Annotated in this window: 25 protein-coding genes and 1 pseudogene; 11 read left to right on the forward strand and 15 right to left on the reverse strand. The window is 66.6% G+C overall.

Features of this window, described 5'->3' with window-relative positions; translation table 11 throughout:
* The 3 genes from lnt to AYO52_RS02530 form a co-directional block, all read right to left on the reverse strand.
* Positions 1-1,298, reverse strand: a 1,298-nt coding sequence (lnt, locus tag AYO52_RS17520; protein ID WP_253701788.1) for an apolipoprotein N-acyltransferase, incomplete at its 3' end; no start/stop codon positions are given.
* Between the two features lie 313 nt (positions 1,299-1,611).
* A complete protein-coding gene (locus AYO52_RS02525; RefSeq protein WP_007626850.1) occupies positions 1,612-1,977 on the reverse strand; it encodes a cytochrome b5 domain-containing protein in 366 nt (121 codons plus the stop codon).
* Positions 1,974-2,468: a hypothetical protein gene (locus tag AYO52_RS02530; protein WP_223210127.1), complete on the reverse strand. Its 495-nt coding sequence runs from the start codon at positions 2,466-2,468 to the stop codon at positions 1,974-1,976. Before AYO52_RS02530 ends, AYO52_RS02525 begins: the two co-directional genes overlap by 4 nt.
* A gap of 748 nt (positions 2,469-3,216) precedes the next feature.
* Between AYO52_RS02530 and AYO52_RS02535 the strand changes: the two genes are divergently transcribed.
* Positions 3,217-3,681: a M23 family metallopeptidase gene (locus AYO52_RS02535; protein WP_253701791.1), complete on the forward strand. Its 465-nt coding sequence runs from the start codon at positions 3,217-3,219 to the stop codon at positions 3,679-3,681.
* A 1-nt stretch (position 3,682) separates the two neighbouring features.
* Here AYO52_RS02535 and AYO52_RS02540 read toward each other — a convergent pair whose 3' ends face one another.
* Both AYO52_RS02540 and AYO52_RS02545 read right to left on the reverse strand, forming a co-directional pair.
* The gene (locus AYO52_RS02540; protein WP_067712790.1) at positions 3,683-4,840 is read right to left on the reverse strand and encodes a cell wall metabolism sensor histidine kinase WalK; all 1,158 of its coding nucleotides are present in this window, start codon (positions 4,838-4,840) and stop codon (positions 3,683-3,685) included.
* The gene (locus AYO52_RS02545; RefSeq protein WP_067712793.1) at positions 4,837-5,535 is read right to left on the reverse strand and encodes a response regulator transcription factor; all 699 of its coding nucleotides are present in this window, start codon (positions 5,533-5,535) and stop codon (positions 4,837-4,839) included. The genes AYO52_RS02540 and AYO52_RS02545 overlap by 4 nt, the downstream gene beginning before the upstream one ends.
* Before the next feature lie 369 nt (positions 5,536-5,904).
* Here AYO52_RS02545 and AYO52_RS02550 point away from each other — a divergent pair, with 369 nt between their 5' ends.
* The 6 genes and pseudogenes from AYO52_RS02550 (at position 5,905) to AYO52_RS02570 (ending at position 11,280) form a co-directional block, all read left to right on the forward strand.
* Entirely contained in the window at positions 5,905-7,500 is a 1,596-nt protein-coding gene (locus tag AYO52_RS02550; protein ID WP_253701794.1) for a cytochrome c biogenesis protein ResB, read from the forward strand.
* Complete coding sequence (ccsB, locus tag AYO52_RS02555; RefSeq protein WP_017836393.1) at positions 7,497-8,501, forward strand: c-type cytochrome biogenesis protein CcsB; 1,005 nt, start codon at positions 7,497-7,499, stop codon at positions 8,499-8,501. Before AYO52_RS02550 ends, ccsB begins: the two co-directional genes overlap by 4 nt.
* Positions 8,502-8,740: 239 nt before the next feature.
* Positions 8,741-9,250: a DUF2771 family protein gene (locus AYO52_RS02560; RefSeq protein WP_007626376.1), complete on the forward strand. Its 510-nt coding sequence runs from the start codon at positions 8,741-8,743 to the stop codon at positions 9,248-9,250.
* A pseudogene (locus AYO52_RS17525) lies at positions 9,249-9,449 on the forward strand (ATP-binding protein); the annotation flags it as partial. The gene AYO52_RS02560 and the pseudogene AYO52_RS17525, both read left to right, overlap by 2 nt.
* A gap of 110 nt (positions 9,450-9,559) precedes the next feature.
* A complete protein-coding gene (locus AYO52_RS02565) occupies positions 9,560-10,267 on the forward strand; it encodes a GNAT family N-acetyltransferase (RefSeq protein WP_240341539.1) in 708 nt (235 codons plus the stop codon).
* Positions 10,268-10,551: 284 nt separating this feature from the next.
* A complete protein-coding gene (locus tag AYO52_RS02570) occupies positions 10,552-11,280 on the forward strand; it encodes a hypothetical protein (protein ID WP_253695599.1) in 729 nt (242 codons plus the stop codon).
* Between the two features lie 134 nt (positions 11,281-11,414).
* On the opposite strand, the gene AYO52_RS02575 is transcribed toward AYO52_RS02570, so the two are convergent.
* On the reverse strand, positions 11,415-12,620 hold the full coding sequence (locus AYO52_RS02575) for an MFS transporter (protein ID WP_067712802.1): 1,206 nt from the start codon (positions 12,618-12,620) through the stop codon (positions 11,415-11,417).
* The gene (locus AYO52_RS02580) at positions 12,617-12,934 is read right to left on the reverse strand and encodes an ArsR/SmtB family transcription factor (RefSeq protein ID WP_371517175.1); all 318 of its coding nucleotides are present in this window, start codon (positions 12,932-12,934) and stop codon (positions 12,617-12,619) included. The genes AYO52_RS02575 and AYO52_RS02580 overlap by 4 nt, the downstream gene beginning before the upstream one ends.
* 287 nt (positions 12,935-13,221) lie before the next feature.
* Here AYO52_RS02580 and AYO52_RS02585 point away from each other — a divergent pair, with 287 nt between their 5' ends.
* Positions 13,222-13,626 (forward strand): four-helix bundle copper-binding protein, encoded by a 405-nt coding sequence (locus tag AYO52_RS02585; RefSeq protein ID WP_067712804.1) that lies wholly within the window; start codon positions 13,222-13,224, stop codon positions 13,624-13,626.
* A gap of 174 nt (positions 13,627-13,800) precedes the next feature.
* On the opposite strand, the gene AYO52_RS02590 is transcribed toward AYO52_RS02585, so the two are convergent.
* From AYO52_RS02590 to AYO52_RS02620, 7 genes are read right to left on the reverse strand one after another with little or no spacing between them, the layout of a single operon-like run.
* Entirely contained in the window at positions 13,801-15,222 is a 1,422-nt protein-coding gene (locus tag AYO52_RS02590; RefSeq protein ID WP_031264732.1) for an NADH-quinone oxidoreductase subunit N, read from the reverse strand.
* Positions 15,223-15,237: 15 nt separating this feature from the next.
* Positions 15,238-16,728: a NuoM family protein gene (locus tag AYO52_RS02595; protein ID WP_007626381.1), complete on the reverse strand. Its 1,491-nt coding sequence runs from the start codon at positions 16,726-16,728 to the stop codon at positions 15,238-15,240.
* Positions 16,729-16,730: 2 nt separating this feature from the next.
* The gene (locus AYO52_RS02600) at positions 16,731-18,677 is read right to left on the reverse strand and encodes an NADH-quinone oxidoreductase subunit L (RefSeq protein ID WP_007626383.1); all 1,947 of its coding nucleotides are present in this window, start codon (positions 18,675-18,677) and stop codon (positions 16,731-16,733) included.
* A complete protein-coding gene (locus tag AYO52_RS02605) occupies positions 18,674-18,976 on the reverse strand; it encodes an NADH-quinone oxidoreductase subunit K (protein WP_017836397.1) in 303 nt (100 codons plus the stop codon). Before AYO52_RS02605 ends, AYO52_RS02600 begins: the two co-directional genes overlap by 4 nt.
* Positions 18,973-19,536, reverse strand: coding sequence for an NADH-quinone oxidoreductase subunit J (locus AYO52_RS02610; RefSeq protein ID WP_064257203.1), 564 nt, complete (start codon positions 19,534-19,536; stop codon positions 18,973-18,975). Before AYO52_RS02610 ends, AYO52_RS02605 begins: the two co-directional genes overlap by 4 nt.
* Before the next feature lie 3 nt (positions 19,537-19,539).
* Positions 19,540-20,475, reverse strand: a complete 936-nt coding sequence (locus AYO52_RS02615; RefSeq protein ID WP_017836399.1) for a complex I subunit 1 family protein — start codon at positions 20,473-20,475, stop codon at positions 19,540-19,542.
* The gene (locus tag AYO52_RS02620; RefSeq protein ID WP_007626389.1) at positions 20,468-21,181 is read right to left on the reverse strand and encodes a hypothetical protein; all 714 of its coding nucleotides are present in this window, start codon (positions 21,179-21,181) and stop codon (positions 20,468-20,470) included. The genes AYO52_RS02615 and AYO52_RS02620 overlap by 8 nt, the downstream gene beginning before the upstream one ends.
* Before the next feature lie 15 nt (positions 21,182-21,196).
* On the opposite strand from AYO52_RS02620, the gene AYO52_RS02625 reads away from it, so the two are divergent.
* Entirely contained in the window at positions 21,197-21,646 is a 450-nt protein-coding gene (locus AYO52_RS02625; RefSeq protein ID WP_187352317.1) for a hypothetical protein, read from the forward strand.
* Between the two features lie 95 nt (positions 21,647-21,741).
* Here AYO52_RS02625 and AYO52_RS02630 read toward each other — a convergent pair whose 3' ends face one another.
* Positions 21,742-22,086, reverse strand: coding sequence for an NADH-quinone oxidoreductase subunit A (locus tag AYO52_RS02630; RefSeq protein WP_007626392.1), 345 nt, complete (start codon positions 22,084-22,086; stop codon positions 21,742-21,744).
* 383 nt (positions 22,087-22,469) lie between these two features.
* Between AYO52_RS02630 and AYO52_RS17530 the strand changes: the two genes are divergently transcribed.
* Positions 22,470-22,733 (forward strand): heavy-metal-associated domain-containing protein, encoded by a 264-nt coding sequence (locus AYO52_RS17530; protein ID WP_007626394.1) that lies wholly within the window; start codon positions 22,470-22,472, stop codon positions 22,731-22,733.
* Between the two features lie 382 nt (positions 22,734-23,115).
* Positions 23,116-23,298, forward strand: a complete 183-nt coding sequence (locus AYO52_RS02635) for a hypothetical protein (protein WP_067712807.1) — start codon at positions 23,116-23,118, stop codon at positions 23,296-23,298.
* Positions 23,299-23,449 lie beyond the last annotated feature (151 nt).

Here is a 23,449-nt window from a genome sequence, read left to right on the forward strand (position 1 = left end):
TTCGCCGCGATAATCGCGCTGACACCGCTGGTGGCCGCTACCACCACCGTGCGGTTGTGTTCGACAGCGCGCAGCCGCGACATCGCCAGCTGCTGATAGGTCATGTCGGTATCGCCGAAGGTTGCATTGTTCGTTGGTACCGCGATCAACTGCGCCCCCGACCGAACCGACTCGGATACCAGATCATCGAACGCGACCTCATAACAGGTGGCCACAGCGAGCGGTGTCTCATCGATGGTCACCACACCATCGCCGTTACCGGGCACGAAGTTGCCCGCCTGCGCGGCATAAGGCGAAAGCTTGCTCACGATCGATCGCATTGGCAGATATTCACCAAATGGAACCAGGCGTCTTTTGTCGTGCGCATCGCCAGGTCCTGTTCCTTGCTCCCACACCAGCGCTGTATTTCGGGTGGTACCGGAGCCAGTGGACACCACCGCCCCCACAAGGATCGGAGCGCCGATCGTCTCTGTGGCCGCATCGATCCGCTCTGCAGCGTCGGCATTGCGAAACGGGTCGATGTCTGATGCGTTCTCCGGCCAGATTACCAGATCTGGTGCGGGCTTCACTCCCGCGGCGACCTCGGCGGCGAGAGCGTCGGTACGAGCCACATGATTGTCCAGTACAGCGCGCCGTTGCGCGTTGAAATCCAGACCGAGTCGGGGCACGTTGCCCTGGACTAGGGCAACCGTTTTAGAGGGGGTGGTGACCGCTGCGGTAGGGACGGGCATCGAGCCGAGTGCAGAGGCGGTCACAAGCACCGACCCGAGCAGCGACACCGAGCGCCAGGCGGAGCGCCGAGCAAGTCCGACGACCACTGCAGCCGTTGCGCTGCCCACCAGTGCAACGGACAGGCTCACCCCTGGCGCCCCAGCGATCTGAGCGATCGCCAGCAATGGTCCATCAGTCTGACCGAACGCCAGCCGGCCCCAGGGAAACCCACCGAAGGGCAGGCGCGCTCGAACCGCTTCGGTGGCCACCCAGCAGCACGCGATCCACAGTGCAGCCCCGGGCAGCCGCGCCACCAGTGCGGTGGCCCCAGCGAAGACAGCGACTGCCACGGCCTGTAGCGCCGCTAATGCTAGCCAGGGGACAGCGCCGACATAAACCCCCACCCAGGGCAGTAAAGGTACGAAGAACCCGAGACCAGCCAGGTATCCCAGTCCGAACGCGCCGCGCACGCCGATCCCTCGGACCGACAGAACCAAAATGGCAAGACCGGCCGGGGCGAGAAACCACAAGGATAGAGGCGGGAAACTGGTGTACAGCAGTATTCCTGCGCCCAATGACGACACCATTCGACCAAGCGCACGGCCGACGGGGTGACTATTTAGCCACCGCCGAGAAGGCGTTGACCGCGGTTGATTTCGGGTAACCCCGCCCATCCTGAGGCCGACTGCTGGCAGTACCACCGATTGCGGCCCACGGTTCTTCTGTCGTGTTGTCATGTCACGCTCGCGAGGTGCGCTCTCGTCTTCCGCAGAGGTCGCGGGGGGAGCGAATCGAACCCGTTCACGGCCTCGCTGAGTCCACGCGCGCGGCCCCGGAGCGGGGCCCGGCACATGCCTCCGACCGGGACGCACAGAGCGGATCGGAAGCATATCTGCCGGGTCACCCGGCGAGCTGGCCGATCTGGAACTCGGCGAGCCGCGATTGTGGCTGGGACGCTCCACTGTGCTGGTCGGTGAAACTCTCTGTCCCGTCTGTGCCGCACAGCTGCTCGATCCGGTCCGGCCCGCCCGGGTGTTGGTCGACCCACGCGGTGAGGTCGTAGACGATGTTCTCGATCACGGTCCAACACGAGTCGGTCGAATCGTTCTGCTGGACCTCGGCCATCGTGACCTGTTTCTCGGCTCTCTCGCCCGTCTGGAGCTGCTCTGCCTGTTCTGGCGCGCCCGTGTCGTTCCCGGCGCAGCCCACAGCTAGGAGCAGGGCGGCGGTGGTGCCGGAGGCGGTGAGTGTCCTGCGCAGTCTCATTCGATCTCCTCGTATAGTGATCTACCGAAAGTCCAGGCGGCCAGCCACGTACACAGGACCGTGAGCACCAGTGCTACGCCGATGTGAAATGCCAAGGTCGAGCTGCCCCCTAAGCTCGCTTGGGCGAACGTGGCCCCGAACAGGACGAGGGCGACGACTGCAGCCCAGCGACCTCGCCGTGTAGCCCACGCGCGCCACCCTAGAACCAGAGCCAGCACGCCGGTGAGGACATGAAGGGCGATGGCGGCCGAGCTGTGGACGTCCAGACTGGTGCCGTCCTGGACCAGCACCCCTGCCGAAGTGAAGAGGAGTCCGAGGGCGCTGACTGTCACTAACGCCACCGCTCGTGCGAGCAACAACAATCGTCCGGAAATCTGTAAATCTTGTGATCGCGACACTTTCCCTTTCTCGAGCTGCTCGTCCACTTCTTCGTGGTGGGAGGCGGCCGGCGACCCGCCCCACTTGTCCCCCAATGCCGCACGCACTGTCACATCTGGAGATTGTGCTGTGCTGACCTCTTGATTCGGTCGGGGTTTGATGAAGGTCTGATCAAGATCCCGGACGTGACGGTCGCTGACGCGGTGCTGATTTGGTGCGCGGCCAGTTGGGGTGAACCTGGGTGAAGCCTGTCAGGACGTCCAGCTTCCGAAGGCCTTCCCATGTCGCCCACGTAGTCCCTGACACTCGCAACAGGCAGCTTGATGAACGCTGCCAGAGGCTGTGGTCAGAGGGAGACTCTAGGCACGATGCACGCTGGTGGGGGCCGCTCCCGGTCGTTCTTCGACACGGGTGACGAGGCCCCCACTTCTTGCGACGGCGGACTCTGCTCGTCTAAGTTCGAGCAGAAGTCACATCACGAAACCATCACGATATAGCGGCAGGGGAGACACGGCGGCAGTGGAGCGAAGACGTGCACACCGCAAGGAACACCCTTCAACTGTCGACATCTGGGCGAGTTCTGGTCGCCCTCGAGGTGGCGGTACGCATCGCCAACCCTCCGCCCGGCCCGAGTTACGCGATCAGGTCGTCGTCGTCACGGTCGCCGCCGGGGCCATCGTGTCCTCGATAAGTTTTCTAGTGGACCAGCACACAGAGGCTGGTGGTGAGCACATTCACCTAATCGCGCACGAGGAGTCGATCAGTCCTGCTGGCCAGTCTGGAGACATAGCCCTTCCCCCGGCTGAACTGCCTGGGCCCGTTGCGGTGCAAGGCGACCTCCCGCTGGAGAGCGCTGCCGCCATGGTGTCGTCATTGGCGGCAGGCACCGAAATCGACGCTCGCCGGCAAGTTGCCGAGGAGACCGCGCGCCGTCCAACAGCAGCGATGCCGACAGTCGGGACCCTCACGTCTGAGTTCGGCCAACGCTGGGGCTCGCTCCACGGCGGCATCGATATCGCAAACGCGATCGGAACCCCGATCGTGGCGGCCACTGACGGGACCGTCATCGATGCCGGCCCGGCGCAAGGGTTCGGCAATTGGGTCCGACTGCTGTCGGATGAGGGCACGATGACCGTTTATGGACACATGGAAGAGGTTCTCGTGTCCACGGGCCAGCGTATACAGGCTGGACAGACGATTGCCCTCATGGGAAGTCGTGGCTTTTCCACCGGTTCACACTTGCACTTCGAGGTGTGGTTGAACGAGGGACGGGAGCGCGCCGACCCCATCGAGTGGCTCCGGCAAAACGGTATCGCGACCAACTGAGTCAGCCCTTGGAATGAGCCGGGGTCTGCGGTAAGGAGATCGTGAATCGGGCGCCGCGGCCGAGCCCGTCACTGTGAACGCGGATATGGCCTTCGTGGGCTTCGACGAGTGCACGGGTGATGGTGAGTCCGATGCCGCTTCCTCCGTGTGCCCGGTCGCGTGCGGTGTCGACGCGGTAGAAGCGGTCAAAAATGTGGTCGAGGTGCTGCGCTGCGATGCCTTCACCAGTGTCGGCGATAGTGATCTCCACGTTCCCCTCGTGTAGGCGACTGGTGACGGTGACCATCCCACCTGAATCGGTGTGGCGGAGCGCGTTGTGCAAAAGGTTGGTCAGGACCTGGTTGATTCGATCACTGTCGACAGTGATCGGTACTGCCTGATCAATACGCGCTTGGAGCATCACATTCTTGTGCGAGTACTCGGGGCGCAGGGCGTCGATCGCGGCCGCGATGATGCTGCGAGTGTCGGTACCGATGGGGATGAGACGCGTGAGGTGTTCTTCGGCTCGGGACACCGCGCTGACGTCGTGAGCGAGCCGGCCTAGCCGACCAGTCGCGGTTCGCAGAATGCGCAGCGTGTCGTCGTCGAGTGCACGGACACCGTCTTCGATCGCCTCAAGGTGGGATTCGAGCGTGGCCAGGGGAGTCCGCAACTCGTGTGCGAGATCTGAAAGCATCCGTCGGCGTGTGGTTTCGGTGGCATCTAGTCGTCGTGCCAGTTCGTTGAAGCTGACGACAAGATCGTCGAATTCACGACCTATTCTCGGCTCGTGCACTCGTGAGTCGTATTGTCCACCGGAGATCTGCTGGACTGATCGGGTGACCGGGGTGATCGATCGTTGAACGCGGCGGGCGATGTAGCCGCTGACAGCCAGCGACAAGATCACCGATACCGCCAGTGCGATCGACCAAGACAGCATCATTGACGAGTTGAATGCCTCCTCCATATGGGCTGCTTCGGAGGAGTTCTGTGACAGTCCGGCCATCTCCAGATGCTCGTGGAAGATCCCGGGGGCAAGTATTGCGGCGACGACCCAGGCACTGACTGCGAAACCGATCATCACAAAAGCGAGCGCCGCCAGTAGCCGGGTACCGAAGGTGGCAGTGGTGAACCACCGCTTGAGGCGCGTCACGTTGTCACCCAGATCGATCCGGCTCACTGACCATCTCCGGTGCGGTAGCCGACACCGCGGACGGTGCGGATGTACGCGCCCCGGGACGCAGTGTCTCCGAGCTTGCGTCTCAGGTGCCCGATGTGGACATCAACCAGGTGCGTGTCGCCGACCCAGTCAGGCCCCCAGATGGCACTGATCAACTGCGTCCGGGACAGCACCAAGCCGGGGTCTCGCGTCAGTGCCGCCAAGAGGTCGAACTCGGTCCTGGTCAACTGAACCGGGGTGGTGTCGACGGTGACCTCGCGGCCTTCGACGTCGATCGCCAGTGCCCCAATCCTTCGCAGCTCTCTGCGTTCGGAGGCCGCAGACGGGGAGCGTAAGGCTGTAGACGATCGAGGACGGCGCAGCATGACTTGGATGCGGGCCATGAGCTCTCGTGGGCTGAACGGTTTGGTCATGTAGTCGTCGGCTCCCACGGACAGTCCGATGAGGGTATCGACCTCCTCGGTGCGGGCGGTGAGCATGACGACATACGCATCGGAAAAGGTGCGCAACTGGCGGCACACTTCGACGCCGTCCAGTCGCGGAAGGCCGAGGTCTAGCACGACGACGTCGGGATCAATCTGCCGGATCAGGTCGACTGCATCCTGCCCGTCGTGAACGATCGTGATGTCGAAGCCCTCGCGGGTCAGATAGGTACCGATGAGATCGGCGAGCTCACGCTCATCTTCGATGACCATCGCCCGCAGCCCTGCGGTCGCGCGCGTGGTCGGTGACTCACCTTCAGGTCCGGCGTCTCGAGAATCGGATGTGAACATAAGGCCTCAATCATCGTCGTAGGTCTGCCACTGGCGCCTATCGCATGCTTGATCTTGATCAGACCTTCATCAAACCCCCACCGAATCAATGGGGTCGGCGAAGGACAATCTACAGATGTGACTATGCGTGCTACAGCGGTGCTGATGATGCTATGAAGCCGGTGACGCCCCACCGAAGCTGCCCCTCGTTCCGGTTCGTCGCACCGGGAACGGCAGAGGGGACTCATATCAGTGCCTAGGATGGCTCCGGTCACCGCGTTCCTGCGGAACTCATGGCGCACTCTCACCGCGATGCGCACGGCATTGATTCTGCTATTTCTGCTGGCAGTGGCGGCGATACCGGGGGCACTCCTGCCGCAGCGCAGCCTCAACCAAGGAAACGTCAATCAGTACATCGCGGACAACGGCTGGCTGGGGGAGTTCTTCGACAAGCTCCAGCTGTTCGACGTGTTCTCCAGCTGGTGGTTCACAGCCGTGTACGTGTTGCTGTTTATATCGCTGGTGGGCTGCCTGACACCGCGGTCGATTGATCTAGTCAAACAACTCAAGGCCCCGCCGCCGCTTGCCCCGCGTAACCTTGCACGCCTGCCGCATCATGCGGCGTACCGGACCACGGCCACGCCGGAGCAGGCCGCGGACCAGGTCCAAAAGAGCCTCAAGGGCTGGCGGGTCCGTCGCAACAACGGGGACGGTCGCGTGTCGGGCAGCATCGAGTTGTCCGCGGAGCGCGGGTATGCGCGCGAGGTGGGCAACATCGTATTCCACTTCGGCTTGCTGTTCCTGCTGATCGCGTTCGCGGCCGGCAAGTTCGTGTACGCGGAAGGCATGCGGGTGATCATCGCCAACGAGGAATCGCCGGCCTTCTGCAACACCACGCCTAGTGCGTACGACTCGTTCCGGGCAGGTCTGCTGGTAGACGGCACTGACTTGGCGCCGTTCTGTATCAAGGTCGAAGACTTCCGTACCGACTATCTACCCAATGGCCAGGCGGAGATGTTCACCTCCAACATTCGCTTCAGCGAGGAGGTCACCACCACCGATCCAGACACATGGGAACCCTACACATTGCAGGTCAACCACCCGCTGCGCATCGGCGGCACCCGTGTCTACCTCCAAGGTCACGGCTTCGCGCCCACGTTCACGGTCACGTTCCCCAACGGCGAAACCCGTACAGACACAGTGCAGTGGCAACCGACGGACCTGTTGACTTTTCTCTCCTCCGGCATCATGCGCTTTGATCCGCCAGCCGGCATGTACCCGGACATCGACGACCGCCTTGAGCAGCAGATCGCCATCCAGGGGCTGTTCGCACCGACCGCCTCGTTCGACGGCACCATACTCAGCTCCCGTTTCCCGCGGATGGACGACCCGGCGGTGGCGATCGACGTCTACCAGGGCAACGCCGGCCTGGACAATGGCGGCGCACAGTCGATCTTCTCGCTGGACCCCGACCTAATGGAGTCGGGCGCGTTGGAGCGTAGGGCCCGCGTCAACCTCATGCCCGGCGAATCCACGACCCTGCCCGATGGCACCGAGGTTCGCTTCGACGGAGCCGACGAGTTCATCAACATCCAGGTCTCGGAGGACCCTACTCAGATCTGGGTTGGCGTGTTCGCTGCCGTCATGGTGGGTGGACTCGTCCTGTCATTGATGGTCCGTCGCCGAAGGATCTGGGCACGGATCATTGTCGACGAGGCCCAGGCGACCCGCGTCGACCTGGGCGGCCTCGCCAAGACGGACAGATCGGGCTGGGGCCGGGAATTCGACGACCTCCGGGACCGGCTGGCCACCATTGCTACTGCTACACCCGTCTTGCCCGAACCTAGCGACACTGCATCTAGTCGAGGCGACGACCCCGACGCTTCGTGGAAGGACAACATCCGGTGAACACTGTAATTCTCGCGCAGGGACTGCCTGTCAACGAGACGCTCTCCACCTACAGCGACCTGGCGTATAGGTCCGCGTTCGGTCTATACGTGCTGGCGCTTGTCGCATCGTTGATCTACTACGCCGGATTCCGGGTAGCCAAGGTGACTAAATCAAGCCGGAACCTAGTGGGTGCCGGTGGGCCCGGGCTCACAGAATCAACCTCTCTCACCGACACCGGAGACGAGGACCGTGAGTCCGCAGGCAGTGTCCGCTGGGCACGGATCGCACAGCTATTCATCATCATCGCCTTCCTCTTCCAAGCGGCTGCGCTGATCCTGCGCGGGGTGGCCACAGGTCGCTTCCCGTGGGGCAACATGTACGAGTTCATTCTGGCCACCACGCTGCTGGGAGTGGGCGCCGGGCTGATTTTCCTGCGCAAGCCGGCCCTACAGGTGGCCTGGCCATTCGTACTGGTACCGGTTCTGATCCTGCTGTTTTTCGGCGGCACCAACCTGTATTCCGAAGCCTCTCCCGTCGTGCCGGCACTGCAGTCGTACTGGCTGCCCATCCACGTCTCGATCATCTCGCTGGGATCGGCCATACTGCTGATATCCGGCGTCGCCTCGATCATGTACCTGATCCGGGTGTGGCAACCGCAGGGTCAGGAAACGGGCTGGAGCTCTGGGCTTTCCCGCCCACTACCGCATGCCGACACTCTCGACCGACTGGCCTATCGCACCGCTGTGATCGCATTCCCGATCTACAGCGTGGGCATCCTGCTGGGCGCTGTCTGGGCCGAGGGCGCGTGGGGTCGCTTCTGGGGCTGGGACCCCAAAGAGACTGCCTCCTTCGTCTCTTGGGTCCTTTACGCCGGCTATCTGCACGCCCGTGCCACCAGTGGCTGGGGCCCCAAGAAGGCCGCTTGGATCAACCTCGCCGGGTTTGCGGTGCTCATCTTCAATCTGTTCTTTATCAACATCGTGGTCTCCGGTCTGCACTCCTATGCTGGCCTGAACTGAACGGTTGAGGAGCACTTCGCAGCCTCGATATCTGCTTTAGAAAGCGCAGCATCCAACTCCGCGAAATGAAAGAAACGGGGCCGGCTATCGCCCCGGTCCGACTCGGGCAGGAGACGCTTTTTGGCACCGTGCGAGGCGAGCCGGGTAACCACACTGGGCTAGGTGGAACCGTTCGCGGCACCTCGGGGAAGCCGGTGGCTCCCTGAGTCCGACTACGAAGAGATCGGCAGAACGAAACTGTGAGCTCCCGCAATGAATCCGAACTGACCGGCCGCCGTGTCCGCCCGGCCACCTGGGCGATCCTGGCGTGGATGATCATCATGATCGCCGCCATCCTGGGGGCGTGGAAGGGGTCGGAAGCCCGGTTCGGTGTGCTGTCGGAGATCACCGTGGCCACCGACCGCAGCACCGTCAAGGCTCTGCCCTTCACCGCGACCGACCTGGACGGCAACTCCTTCACCAACCCGGTGCCCGAATTCGTGGTGCGCAGCGAGCACACACTGACCGTCCGATTGTCCACCGAGCTGCGCGAGTCGACGATGAACGTCTACGAGGTGCGTCAGGGCGGTACCAACGAGTACATCGTCGAGGCTGGCGGTGCCGGCGAGCTACTCATTCCGGTGAGCACCCCGGAGCATGGCCCCATCGAGGGCCTAGCCATCCGGTCGGTCCCGATCTTCTATGACAAAGCCGGTGAGCCGTCGATCCTCAACGGCGAATGGTCCGTGTCCTTCGTCTACGAGGACTGAGCGCCCCAGTGGCGGCAGCGGTATCGGCCTGACCATCACTCGCGCACTCGTCGAAGCCCACGGCGGGAACATTCGAGCGCACAGTGACGGGCCCGGCCGAGATGCAAGTTTCACTGTCGAGTTTCCGAGCTCTGGCCGCTCTCCCACTAACCGAGCCGGCATTTCCGGCGCGCAAGTGGCCGGGCCCGGTCTGATTTGACCGAAGAAGGGAGTCAGCTTATGTGTCGACCGACGTGGCGCTACCGCCTGCTCTACCGTGCGCGGACGGCGCCTTGCCCACGGCCGGGACCGGCGACGGAGGACGATCTCGTGCTGCGGTACGCCACGATCGCTGATCTCGGCGCGACCGCGCAGTTGCACGTTGAACAGCTACCGGCCGGTTTCTTCCCCGGCCTGGGGCCACGATTCATGCGTCGCTGGCACCGGACCTACCTTGATTCCCCGCACGGCGTGGCGCTGGTCGCAGTCTGTCGGTGCGACGCCCGCGGGCACGTGTGCGGTTTCTTGTTCGGTTCGATCGACGAAGCGGCACATATGCGGGCGGTGCTGGCCGACCGCCGCTGTCTGCTGGTCCTGGCAGCGGTCGCCGCCGTGTCACTGCTGCGCCACCCGTCACTGGCGGTGCGGTTCGTGCGCACCCGAGCCAGGCCGTGGACGCGTCGCCTGCTTGGCACACTCACCTACCAGACTGCCGCACCCCCGGCAGGGACCGATTCTGCGCCGGTAGCCGTGCTGGCCGCGGTCACCGTTCGCCCGTCGCTGCGGGGCAGCGGCGTCGGTGCCCGCCTGGTCGAGCTGTTTCTCAGCCACGCGCACGAGGGCGGCTGTGCTACCGCCGAGTTGTTCACCAGCGCCGGCTCGGACGGGGCCGGCGCGTTCTATGAACGCTTGGGATGGAGCCCGGGGAGCGAGTACCGCACGCGCGACGGCGACATGGTGCGCAGCTATCGTCACCCCGTGGTGCCTCCGGCCCGCCACGGCACGTTCTGCGACAAGGGTGGGGCAGATCCCCGATGAAGCTGACCCGGCGCCAATTGCTGACGGTGCTGACTGCGGGGTCAGCCGCCACCGTGGCGTCCTGCACCCTCGGCCCCGCCCCGCCACGGCCTGCGCCCTCGGTGATTACGCCGACACCGCAGCCACCTCACCTGGGTGGAGCCGAACTCGGTTCCCCTCGTTCCCCGTTGTCCGCCGCGGCAAGCCGATGGCAGCCGGCGCCGGGTGAAGTACGCCCGGAGATCAAGCGCACCGCAGCGGCGTTTCTGGAAAACGCCGGAAACTGGAGCGACGGCGAAACGGCCGTGGGCACCCTCATCCGCGCCGGCGCGTCGCCGCCGGTGGCGTCGACAGCGTCGATACTTCAACTGCCGGACGCCCGCGCCGGGGAACTGACCGTCGTCTATCCGCAGTACGGCGGGCTCGCCTCGGATACCGCTGCCGTCATCGCCCTGGTGGAGCAGAACCTGCACACCGTCTCGGGACCGTGGAACCGCGAACTGGTCGTGGACGTGCGATTGGCCCGACCCCCCGGTGGGAGTTGGGCCGTCGAGCGGCTCGTCGCGCCGACCTCACTGGGCCCGTCGCTGCCGTTGACCGACACGGCGGCAGCGGTGCTCGCCGAGCCGAAGATCATCCTGCCCGGCCCAGCCCGCAGCGATGTCAGCACCGGCAGGATGGACAACCGACTGCTGGCGATACTGCACGCACTGTCCCGGGAGTTCACCCTGGCGATCCAGGTAATGCACACAGGCCACATCCAGACGGTCTATCCCACCGCGCGAATGTCCAATCACGCCGTGGGACGAGCAGTAGACATCCGCGAGATCGACGGTCGGCCGGTGGTGGACGTCCGACCCGGCGACGATCGTGTGCTTCGGTTGATGCGGCGAGCTGCCGAGTTGGGGGCGACCGAGGTCGGTGGACCTGCCGACCTTAACGGACCGCGCAAGGGGTTCTTCTCCGACGACGTCCACCAAGATCACATCCATCTCGGTATCACTCCCGGCGACGCGCCGGCGCACCTGCGGTAGGGCGCACGTGCGTGCGGGTGGGGCACGAGGTCACCGGCGGCGTGAGCCAGTCAGCTCCGCAGCGGTGCAACCGTTTCGGACCAAGTCGCACCCTTGACGAGCACCGTGCGGCGCAGACTGGCAGTGCGCCCGGCTCACGCGACGGGTCGTGTCCAGAGAGCGAAGGCACCGAAGGCCCCGAGAACTCCGAGAGCCGAGAGGATCAGCGCGGTCTGAGGTAGACCGAGCATCGCGCCAAGAACGCCGGCGATCGGGTAGGTGAGCATGAAGCAGGCGTGGGACAGGGAGAACTGCGCGGCGAAGACCGCAGGTCGAGATACTTGGTCGGAGGCGCGTCGCAGCAGGCGGGCTGACGGGGTCAGAATCAGCGACGTCGCGGCTCCAAGGATCGCCCACAGTGTGATCAGCAAGGCCCACTGCCCACTGCCGGCCGGTAGAGCGATCACTGCTGCTGATGCGGCCAGGGCGGGCGGGATAATCGCTGAGCCGGTGAGCATGACGGGCCGATCGGCGATCTTGTCGAGGACTCGGGGAACAACGAGGGCGACGAGCATGGAACCGGCGCCGAAGGCGGCCAGCAGAAGCGCGACGTCGCTCTCGGAGCGATCCAAAGATCCTCTGACCACGACGACGGTGTTGACGATCACCATGGCGGTGGAGGTGGCCACGATGAGGTTCATCACCAGCAGACTGCGCAGCTCCGTGGTGCGCAGTCTGACCCGGACGCCCCGGGTCAGTCGTTCTCGAAACGATGCGGCTTCGGACCGTGCGCCATCGGGAATTTCGGTGACCAGGACGAGCGCGCCGGAGGCGAGAAATCCCAGCACCGTGCCCAGAAATAGATTGTTGTAGGACATGATCGCCAGCAGCGCCGCAGCCAGTACGGGGCTCAGTAGCGATTCGGTGTCGTACGCCAGGCGGGATAGTGACAATGCGCGGGTGTACTGCGCTTCGTCGGGAAGGACATCGGGAATCACTGCCTGGAACGCCGGAGTGAAGGTCGCCGACGCCGCTTGCAGCGCAAAGATCAGGACATAAATCTGCCAGGCCTCACTGACCCAGGGCAGGGACAACGCCACTGCAGCGCGGACTGCGTCCGCGCTGACAAGAACGGCCTTTCGTCGCCACCGGGTGGCCATAGCCGCCATCACCGGTGACACGGCGACGTACGCGACCATCTTGATCGTCAGCGCCGTTCCTAGCACTACACCAGCGTCTTGCCCGGCGATGTCGAAGGCCAATAACCCGAGCGCCACGGTGAGCAGACCGGTGCCGAGAAGGGCGACTATCTGAGCGCTGAAGAGCCTGGCATAGGTGCTGTTCCGAAGGACACCGATCACGATAGGCCGGTGATCTTCCCGTGGCCCAGACGGTCGCGGTCATGATGCGCGGGGTGACTGTCCACCGCGTGCTGCGCCTGGAAAATCGCGTCGGCGACAAGCTGGCGGGCGTGCTCGTCAGTCAGGCGGTAGAACACTCGTTGCCCGTCTTGGCGTGCTGAGGCCATTCGCGCCAGGCGGAGTTTGGCCAAGTGCTGAGATACCGACGCCGGGGACTTGTCGACGATCTCGGCCAGCTGGTTTACCGACAGCTCCCCGTCGCGAAGGGCCAGAATGATCCGCACTCGCGTCGCATCCGCCAGCATGGCGAACACCTCGACAGCTAGCTCAACGTACGAACTCTGCGCCGTCAAGCCACACTTAGCATCTGCATTTATACGCAGATAATGGCATGTCGACTCCCATGGATCAAGGTCTCGACGCTGCGGCATTCGGCTGGACAGCCTGGCAAGGACAGGGCGCCTAACGATTTGGTTTCTTCGGAGACGATCTCCCAACTGGGCGGCGGCGATGGCTACGGTGACGGGTACGGCCTGCGGCAGGGAGACCCACTGCGCCGCCCGTCGGAGGCGTTCTAGACGACATCGACTACGGAGGAACAATGAGCACCACCGCCATGATCAACTCCCACCCCAATCCCACCAGTGGTCTGGACGTGGACCGCCTCGCCGATGCGATCGACGCGGCGCTGGCCTGCGCGCAGTCCTGCACTGCGTGCGCGGACGCCTGCTTGGCAGAAGAGGCGGTTGCCGACCTGCGGAACTGCATCCGTACCAATCTCGACTGCGCCGATGTCTGCGTCGCCACCGCTTCCGTCCTGAGTCGCCGAACGGGCAGCAACCTGACCGTGGTCACCGAGTTGCTCAAGGCCTGCCGTGCCGCGTGCGCTACTTGCGCCGAAGACTGCGAGGCTCACGCCGACATGCACGAGCACTGCAAGCTGTGTGCTGACGCCTGCCGTCGTTGCGAAAAGGCCTGCAGCGACCTCCTCAGCGCCATTGGCTGAACCCGCGGCGCCGCTGTAGTCGTTGCTCGACTGGGTGTGCGACTTAGGTCCTACGGCGACAACCGACGATCTAGGGGGTTCTCTCCTATAAGCGGGCTCTCCTGTACGGCCCCCGGCTCCCTCCCGCACCTACTCGACGCCCCTTCCGGCTGGGGAAGGCTGCCGCTCCCAGCCCTACAGGATCCCGGGGCCGTCGAGGGCAGCCCACAGGACACCGGCCAGGACGCCCAGCGCCAGGCTCGCGGTCGCGGCGACCGCGGCCGTGACGGCCGGCCAGGCGGCCATCCCGCCGCGTCCGGGGAACTCGGCGGCTTGGGAGTCGGGTCGGGCGAAGACGGGGGCGAACCAGCGCAGGTAGTAGAAGAGGCTGATCACGCTGTTGACCACCACCACCAGAGCCAGCCACCCGTGACCGCCGTCCCAGGCGGCGGTGGCGGTGGTCAGTTTGCCCACGAAGATCGCCAGGGGCGGGGTGCCCACCAGCCCCAGCAGCGCCACCAGCACGGTCAGTCCCAACCCTGGGCGGGAGCGGGCCAGCCCGCGGTATTCGGCGAGCGTCCGGTGCTCGGGCAGGGCAGCGGTCACGGCAAAGGCGGCGACGTTGGTCACGGCGTAGGCGGCCAGGTAGAACAACAGCGAGGGCAGGGCCAGGTCGCTGCGCCCGGCTGCGGCCACGGGCACCAGCAGGAACCCCACCTGCGCCACGGTCGACCAGCCCAGTAGCCGGCGGGGATCGGTCTGCCAGTAGGCGGCCAGGTTGCCCAGGAACATCGAGGCGGTGGCCAGTAGGGCGGCGACGAGCAACCAGGAGTGCTCTTCGGCGGAGACCGTGGCCACCAACCGGTACACGGCCACCAGCGCGCCCACCTTGGGCACGGTGGTCAGGAACGTGGCGGCGGTGACCCCGGAGCCCTGGGCGGCGTCGGGCACCCAGAAGTGCATCGGCACCCCGCCGGCCTTGAACAGCAGCCCGGCCAGCACCCCCAGGATGCCTGTCCCCACGGCGGCGTCCGGTGCGGTGGGCAACGCCTCCCGGAGCAGGGCGTAGTCGGTGCCTCCGGCCAGGGCATAGAGCACGGTGACGCCCAGCATCAGCAGGATCCCGGACAGCGCCCCCATGAGGTAGGTCTTGACCGCCGCCTCGGCGCCCAAGCGGCCGCCGGTGAGTCCGATGATCCCGTACAGCGGGATGCTGGCCAGCAGGAATCCCACGATCAGCACCAACAGGTCGGTGATCCCGGCCAGGACCATCACCCCGGCGGTGGCGAAGAGCAGCAGGGCGTAGGTGTCGGATTCGCGCGGGGAGTCCTTGAGCTCCCCGGAGGCCACCCCCAGGATCAGCAGGGTGGCCAGGGTGGCTATCACCCGTGCGGCGCCGGTGGCGGTGTCCACGGCAAAGGTACCCGCAAAGGCGCTTTGCGCAGGCCCGGCCATAGCCACCGCGGCGGCGGTCGCGGCGCCCAGTAGCGCCAGGGCGGCCGCGGCGCGGGCGATCCACTGGCGCTGCCGGGGGAGGAACGATCCGCCCAGTAGCACCGCCAATCCGCCGGTAAAGACGATGATCTCGGGCAGCAGCAGCCCGGGGCTCATCTGCATGGAGGCGTCCACGGGTTACCGTCCCACCAGTTCCACGAGGGCGGCCGAGCTCGGCTCGATCACCCCGAGCAGCACCAGCGGCAGCACTCCGATCAGCACGGACAGCGCCAGCAGAGGGCCGGCCGACCACAGCTCGTGCGCCCGCAGGTCCGCGAACCCGGGGGAGCGCCCGGCGGCGGGCCCGGTGAAGACCCGCTGCAGGGCCCGCAGGAACAGGGCGGCGGTGATCACGATGCCCACTAGCGCCACTGCGGTCACCGGGGCCACGGCCACGCTGCCGGCGAAGATCTGGAACTCGGCTATGAACCCGGAGAACCCGGGCAGGCCCAGGGAGGCAAAGGCGCCGATCGCGAACAGCGCCGCGTACCGCGGGGCGGGGCCGGCCAGCCCGCCATAGGAACCCAGGTCGTAGGTCCCGGCCCGGCTCTGCATGACCCCGGCCAGCAAGAACAGGGCGGCGGTGATCAGTCCGTGGCTGACCATCTGCACCATCGCGCCGGTGACCGCCACGGACCGGGCCTGCTCGGCACCCTCCACCAGCAGCCCGGCCGCACCCAGGGCCAGGACGATGTAGCCCATGTGGTTGACGGAGGTGTAGGCGATCATCCGCTTGAGGTCGGTCTGGGCAAGCGCCACCAGTGCGCCGTAGAGCACGGAGACGATTCCCACGGCCACGATCACCCAGGCCCACGCCCGCCAGACCTCGGGCAGCATCGGCATGGCGATCCGCACGAAGCCGTACGCGCCCATCTTCAGCAACACCCCCGCCAGGACGGCCGAGCCGGCGGCCGGGGCGTCGGTGTGGGCCGGGGGAAGCCAGGTGTGGAACGGCACGGTGGGGGTCTTGACGGCCAAGCCCACCAGGATCGCCGCCAGCACCAGCCCCCCGGCGAGCGGCTCACCGGCCAGCGGGGGTGCGGCGACCAGCTCGGGGATGTCAAAGGTGTGGGGCGCCGAGAACACATACAGCCCGATGAAACCCAGCAGCAGGGCCAGCGACCCCAGGAACGTGTAGAGGAAGAACTTCAGCGCCGACCGGGCCGCATTGCCGTGGCCCCACCCGGCGATGATGAAGTACATTCCCACGATCGACAGGTCAAAAAAGACGAAGAACAGGATCAGGTCGGCCGAAACGAACACGCCGAGGCTCATGCTCTGCAGGAACAAAAATAGCGCCGCCTGCACGCGCGGCCGGTCCGAATCCCGCAGGCAGTACACAGCGCACGCCAAGAACACCACGACCGTCATCGCCACCAGCGGCAGGGACAGCCCGTCGATGCCCACGTGGTAACTGCTGCCCACCCCCGGGATCCACGGCACCTGCTCCTCGAACGCCAGCCCGTTCGGTCCCGGGTCCTTGTAGCCGGCCCACACCACGGCAACCAGCAGCACTTCCAGCACGCTCACCGCGATCCACGCCCATCGCGCGGCCGCCGGCCCGATCGCCGGCACCGCGGCCAGGACGGCGGCGGCGGCCAAGGGGAGAAAGACGATCAGACTGAGCATGCTCATCCCATCACTGCGTAGACGGTCCAGGCCACCACGGCCACGGTGAGCACCGCGACGGCCTGCAGGAGGTACTGGTGGACGGCCCCGGTCTGCGGGGTGCGGGCCAGGTGCCCGAGTCGGCGAACCCAACCGGCCAGGCCCTCGACGGCGCCGTCGACCACGGCGTCATCGAGGCGGGCCGCGCCCTGCCCGGCCGTATGGGCGGCCCGTGCGGCTGCTCCGACTCCGGCGTCGAGGACCTCGTCGTCGAACCGCGCCACGGACCGTGCCAGCATCGGGACGGCCCCGGCCACGGAGGTCACGGCGCGGTCCAGGACCGCGTCGTCGAACCGGGCCAGGAGGTGCGCCAACCGCATGACGGGAACGACGACGACAACGTGCGCAGCAGCCTCCAGCCCCAGCCACCGCTCGGCCCACCCGAGTTCCGGGGCGCGTAGACGTCGCATCAGCAGCACCACGGCCAGGGCGATGGCGGCCGAGACCACGAGCTCGAGCGCCGTCACCTCGCCGTGCCCGCCCATCGCCTGGGCGAGGGCGCCGCTGAGCGGGGGCAGCGCCAACACCGACACCGCGGCCGCCCCCGCGGCCAGCACGACCAGCGGGGCCTGCTCGAGCGCCCCCACCTGCCCGGTGCCGAGCTCTTGCGTTGCGCCGACCTCCCGCCCGGCGGTGGGCTCCTCGACCCGGGCCTGGGCCCCGCGGTGCCAGATCGTCCATAGGACCTTGCCGGAGTAGGCCGCCGACAGGGCCGCCGCCACCAGTCCTGTGGCGTAGAGCCAGGCCGAGGTCTCCAGGGCCCCAGCCAGCACCGCGTCTTTGGTCGCCCACAGGGACAGCGGCGCGATCCCGGCCAGGGCCAGGGCTCCCACGGTCGCGGTCACGCCCACCACCGGCCATCGGCGGCCCGCCCCGCGCAGTTCCGTGAGCTTCTCGGTGCCCAACGCGGTGAGCCACGCCCCGGCAGCGAGGAACAGCAGTGCCTTGGTGGAGGCATGAGCCACCAGTTGGGCGGCACCTCCGCTCACCGCGCCCACTCCGGCGGCCAGCACCACAAATCCCATCTGCGCCACAGTGGACGCCGCCAGCAACTGTTTGAGATCCCGTTGGGCCAACGCCACGATCCCCATCGCCACCGCGGTCAGTAGCCCGATCCACGCGGCGGCCGGGCCCGCCCACCCGGTGGAGGCGAGCAGCGGCTCCACGCGCAGCAGCAGGTAACCGCCCATTGCCACCATCGCCGCCGAGTGCAGCAGTGCGCTGACCGGACTGGGGCCCTTCATCGCGCCGGAGAGCCAGAACGAGAACGGCAGCTGCGCGGCCTTGCCCAGTGCCGCCACCAGGATCCCGGCCGCCACCACGTGCCGCCACGGGCTCTCCGCCGCCGGCAACTCGGACAGGCCCATACCGGCGCCGCCGGCCAAGGCAGCGCCGGCGGCCAGGTAGAGACCCAGGTCGGCGGTACGGGTGGTGAGGAAGGCCGTGAGCCCGGCCGAGACGCGGTCGGTGTCCCGCCACCAGAACCCGATCAACGCGTACGAGGTCGCGCCCATCAACTCCCAGGCAAACAGCAGCGCCGGCAGGCTGGCGGCCGAGGCCGTGATCAGGGCCGCGGCGGCGAAGAGCAGCATCAGCCCGTGGAAGCGGGGCCGGGCCGCCCGGATGTTGCCGGCCGCAAAAACCAGCACCAAAAGGGTCACCACTGCGACCATCGGCAGGGTCAGCGCCGCCAGGGCGTCGACCTCCAATGCCACGTCGACGCCGGCGATGAACGGGAACGCCACCGCAGGCCGCGCAACGGCGACGACAGCCGCCAGCAGCGCGGTCACGGCAGCGGTCGATACCGCGATCGGGGCCGCAACCCGCTCCGCCCGGGTCAGCGCGAGCACCGCACCCACGGCAGCCGGGAGCACCACCAGGGTCAGCAGCAAGGTCTGGTCGGCGGTCATCCGGAGAGATCCTCGGCCATGTCGGTCATGTCGGTCTGCCGCTTGCGGTGCAACAGCGTCGCCACGGCAAAGCCCATGGCCATCTCCACGGTCATGGCCGCCAGCACCACCAGCAGCAGCACCTGCCCGGAGGGGCCCGGGGCCAGGAACCACCAGAACCCCGCGGCGGCCAGGAGCACCCCGTTGATCATCAACTCCAGGCCCATCATCACCATCACCACCACCTGCTGGGACAGGGCCCCGTAGAGCCCGACGGCGAACAGGGCGGCGGCCACCACCAGAACGGCCTCCAGGGTCATCGACCCACACCTCCCGGCTGGGGGTCGTCGGCCGGGCGGCGCCGCAGATCGTCGCCGAGCCGGTCGTAGCGGGTGCGCCCGGCGGCCAGGACGATCCCGGCCACGATGGTGGCCACCATGACCGCGCCCACCACAGCCATCACCAACATCTTTTCGCCCATGATCTCCAGGCCCAGCGCGTTGGTGAGGTCCTCGGGTGGGGCGCCACGTCGCTCGGGCCACGGGATCAGCAGCGCCCCGGCGGCCAGCAGCACAAAGACCCCGACCGAGGTGCCGATCGCGGTCTTCTTCCCGTGGGTCATGTCCATCGGCATCAGCGCCGGGTTCATGCCCATGAACATCACCATGTAGACCGCCATCACCGCCATCTCCATGACCATCATCAGAATCGTGATGATGCCCAGGTAGCTCTGACCCAGCAGCAAAATCATCACCCCCACGGCGATGAACGATGCCGCCAGCGCGTAGGTGGCCCGGGCCATCGAGTCCACCACGAACACGGCCGTCCCCGCGGTCACCGCCACCACAGCGAGTACCCAGAACACGATCCCGACCAGCACGGCTCAGCCCTTCCAGACCACGACGAGGGACACAAGCAGATCCTGGGCCACGACGGCCGGGAGCAAGACAGTCCAGCCGATCTCCATGAACCGATCCGGTCGCAGCAGCGGAAGTTTGCGCCGCGCCCACACCAGAACCGTCAGCACCAGCGCTGTCTTGACCAGCACCCACGCCCAGTCGGGCAGGACGGGCCCGGCACCACCGCCGAGGAAGAGCGGCACCGAGAACGCCGCCCCGGCGGTGAGGAACAGGTAGCGCCCGGCCTGCAGGACCAGCCGATCGACCCCCGAGAGTTCGGCCGTCACCCCGCCGACGATGTCCGCGGACAGGGCCGGGGCGAATGGACCCCATACAGAGAAGCCGGTCACGCCGATCAGGAAGACCAGGAACGCCACCGGCATCCACACCACAAACCACACGCCGTCCTGCGCGGCCGCGACGTCGCCCACCGCCAGACTGCCGGCGGCGATCGCCGGGGCCACCAATGCGAACATCAGCGGCAGCTCATAGGCCAGCCCGTGCGCGAGGAAGCGGTAACCGCCCACCAGACCGTGGATGGAGTTGGCGCCCCACCCCGCCAGCCAGACCAGGGCCCACACCATGACGTCGACGGCGTTGAACCACACGACTCCCACGTCGAGGTCCGCCAGTGTCCAGCGGCCCAGCGGGATCACGGCGATCATCAGGAACGCCCCGACCAGCATGCCCGCGCCGCCGATCCGCCACAGCAGGGTGTCCGCGGCGACCGTCGTGCGGCGACGCTGCCGCAACAGACGGGCCGCACGGGCCAGGGGAGTGGGCCCGCCACGACCGCCGCCCCGCGCCGGCGACGAGAGCACCCCGTCCAGCGCCACCGCGAACAACGCCAGCCCACACAGGATCACCCCGGCCAGCACGGCCCACCCACCGGACACGGTCGTCACCACGGTCTCAGACATGCCCCACCTCCCGGACGGCAGGATGCGAGCCCAGATCAAGGCTCGCCACCGCCAAGCGCACAGTGCCCAGCTCCAAACCGGTCACCAGGTCCGGCACCACCGCCCACGGCACAGTTAGTTTGTCCGCAGATTCCTGCGCTGAGCCGCCATCCGCCCGGTCCGGCGTTGCGCCGCCGACCTCGACGCGGATCCGTTCCAGTTGGGCCAGCAACCGGTCGTGGGCATCCCCGAGGCAGTGCCCCGGCAAGCCGTGGCGCTCCAGATCGGCCGGGCCGAGCGGCAGCACGCCCCGCAATGACCAGCGCAGCAGCCGCGACCTGCGAACCTTCCGGTGCAGACGCTCGACGGCGTCACGGGCGGCACCGGGATCGCCCGTCAGAATCCCGTCCCGGGCACGGCGGGCGCAGTCCGCCAGGTCTTCGGCACCGGCCAGTGCCAGCAGTGCCATGACCTGATCACATTGGGTCACCGTGGCAGACGCGTGGTCCGTGGGCCGACCGGGTGCTCCGGCCCTGTGCTCCGTCGCGTCGATCACCGAGGCGGTGGCGTCGACGACAACGTCCCCCTGTAGCGAGCAGTGCAGCACGAGCCCGGCCGGCCAGAACGGCAATACCGGACCGAGCGGCAGATGGAGAACATCCATCTCCAGGCCGTCGCGGTCCTCCCCGCCTTCGGCCAAGGGAATCCCGGCGGGAGCCATGTCCATATCCCCGTGGCCTTCATGGCCCTCGTGCCCGCCGTGGTCTGCGTGGCCCTCGTGGCCACCATGCCCGCCATGGTCTTCGTGGCCCTCGTGCGCCTGGCGATCCGCGTGCTCTTCGTGGTCCGAGTGTCCACCGTGGCCCTGGTGTTCCTCGTGTCCTTCGTGACCCACGTGCCCTTCGTGCCCTTCGCCATCAGCATTGTTCGCGTGATCGGACATCGAGGGCTCCTGCGCCCGTTCGCGGGCGTCGGTCCGGTGATGGGAAGTGTCGAGCAGGAGCGCAGTGGCATTGTCGAGGGCGGGAACCACCGCTCCGGGCGAGGCGATGCCGATGCGCACCCGAGGGCCGGGCATCTGCTCCCAGAGGCGGTTCGCCAGATCCGACAGCTCAGGGCCCGGCGCACCACACACGACGAGCACGTCCCCCTGAGCCGGACTACTGGCTATCCGCCACCCGCGACGGAGTAGCTGTTGCTCAAGCTCCATCCGAGTCGCCCACTGGCCCGGGGCCTCGACGACGAGCACCCGGGTGGCCTGGACGGCGAGGCGGGCGAGAAACGGGCTCAAGCCCATCGGAATGCGCCTTCTCGCCGTGCCCAGGCCACGGCGACTAGCAGGGCACCAAGGAACAGGAACATCTCCACCACCGCAGAGAGCCCCTTCTCGATCACCACCACGGCCCACGGGTACATAAAGAGCATCTCGACGTCGAAGGCCAGAAACACGATCGAGGCGAGGTACCAGCGTGCGTGGAACCGCGACAGGGCGTGCTCCTGCGGTGCCCACCCGGATTGGGCCGGCAGGACTGTCAACGGGTCGGAGGTAATGCTGGCCACGCGGTGGAGTGCATAGAAGAGAGCAACGACAGACAGCGCCACCAGAGCCACGGACACGATCCCTGAGGACATGACGGTCTCTCCCCTTTCTCGCGGTCGAACATCGAGGCCGGTCGCTGAGCGGTGGGAGTCACCTTAACGGATTACCGCGATCGATAATCTCGTTCCAGCTCGGCGGTCAGCCGTGACCGGGGCCGGCTCCGCAGAGCAGCAGGAAATGATGGGCGCTGTAGGGCACCGGCAGAGGGTGCTTTCAGGGGCCAGTCCGAAAACCGCGGTTCTCCGAGCCCGATCGACCAGCCTCGGGCAACGTGTCCTGGGGCGCCCACCTCGCTCCCTCGGTGCCAAGGTCAAGATCTCGTGAAGAAACCTGACGACTCGAATCATGTACCCACCGGGGGTATATGATTCTGGTGTGGGATCGCCCCACGGCGTTCGGCGAAAGGATTAAGACGATGACGGCCACCACATACCAAGTTCAGGGGATGACCTGCGGGCATTGCGTTTCGTCCGTGAAAGCCGCTGTTGGTGCATTGCCCGGCGTGATCGGCGTCGAAGTCAACTTGCAGGCAGGAAGTATGACAACGACCGGAACCGCGACTACCCAGGCCGTATCCCAAGCCGTGGCCGACGCCGGATACGCGATAGTCTCCGCAGATCAGACGGTCGGTGTCTCCTTGCCCATGGCGAGTGGAACGGGTGGCTGCTGCTGCAGCTGACGCTTGTCTTGCGCCTGGCGGAGGTCTTGCGTGGGGACCGGGTCGCCATCAGTTGCCGCCCCGGTTGCGGGCGGTGATGAGGGCGGGTGAGTCCACTGAGTCCTCCTGGATGGTCCTGGCGGGGTCGGGCTCACTCTAGGGGCCGGGTACGTCACCGTCGGCGCCCGCTGGCGGGCAACCCGCCGAGCTGCCGAGACGCCGGGCCGCCGAGCCGCCGGGGGCGAGCGTGGGGAGCCGGCGTGCGGCGCGTTCGGGACGAAGTCCATGACGATGGCGACGACGACACGGGCCCGCGGCGGCCAGAGTTCTGGTTGCGGGCTGGTTCGTATTCACGCAGGCCGTGCCGGACCCGCAGGATTGGCATAGTTTCTCGACAGGGGTGATGAGTATGCAGAGCCGGGATGGTGAGGACGCAGTCAGGCTCGCGACACTTCGTGCAGCAGTCGAGCTGGGCTGGGCTGACGTGGCGGCGGGCCGCTACGTGGATGTCGGCGACTCGGACCTGGACGACGCCACCGCGTACATCCGCGCACGAGCAGTGGCCGACGGTCGGTCACCTGGGTGACGGCGACATTCCGCCTCACGGTGAGCGCGGGTGAAAAGTCTGTCTGGTCTGCCGTTTCGACCCGGACATGCTCGTGGTGGGCGGGGTTCTCCACGACGCGATGGACGTGGGCCAGCACGTCGATCCTGCTCACGTGTGGAGCTGAGCGAGG

Source organism: Dietzia sp. 111N12-1 (assembly GCF_001658045.1).
GTDB lineage: Bacteria > Actinomycetota > Actinomycetes > Mycobacteriales > Mycobacteriaceae > Dietzia > Dietzia kunjamensis.